This window comes from Mesorhizobium sp., from assembly GCF_004962925.1.
Classification (GTDB): Bacteria; Pseudomonadota; Alphaproteobacteria; order Rhizobiales; family Rhizobiaceae; genus Mesorhizobium.
The window spans coordinates 56041-56399 of sequence record NZ_SUEO01000010.1 but is presented as its reverse complement, the minus strand read 5'-3'; the positions used below and the strand labels follow the sequence as shown (position 1 = coordinate 56399).

1 pseudogene is annotated in these 359 nt (G+C 65.5%); it reads left to right on the top strand.

Annotation, left to right across the window (positions count from 1 at the left end):
• Positions 1 to 359: pseudogene (locus tag E5W87_RS04535) on the top strand (tRNA (adenosine(37)-N6)-threonylcarbamoyltransferase complex transferase subunit TsaD); the annotation flags it as partial.

The window sequence follows — 359 nt, the reverse complement described above, 5'->3', positions numbered from 1 at the left end:
GGCCAAGGCGATCGCAGCCGCCGCAAACAAGCCGCTGATCGCCATTAACCACCTCGAAGGCCACGCGCTCACCGCACGGCTCACCGACGGTCTCGATTTTCCCTACCTGTTGCTGCTGGCGTCCGGCGGTCACACGCAGATCGTCGCCGTGCGTGGCGTTGGCGATTATCAGCGCTGGGCGACAACCATCGACGATGCGCTCGGCGAAGCCTTCGACAAGACGGCCAAGATGCTCGGCCTGCCCTATCCCGGCGGGCCGAATGTCGAGAAGGCGGCTGCGACCGGCGACGCCACGCGCTTTGCTTTCCCACGGCCGATGAAGGGCTCGGCGCAGCCCGACTTTTCTTTTTCCGGGCTGA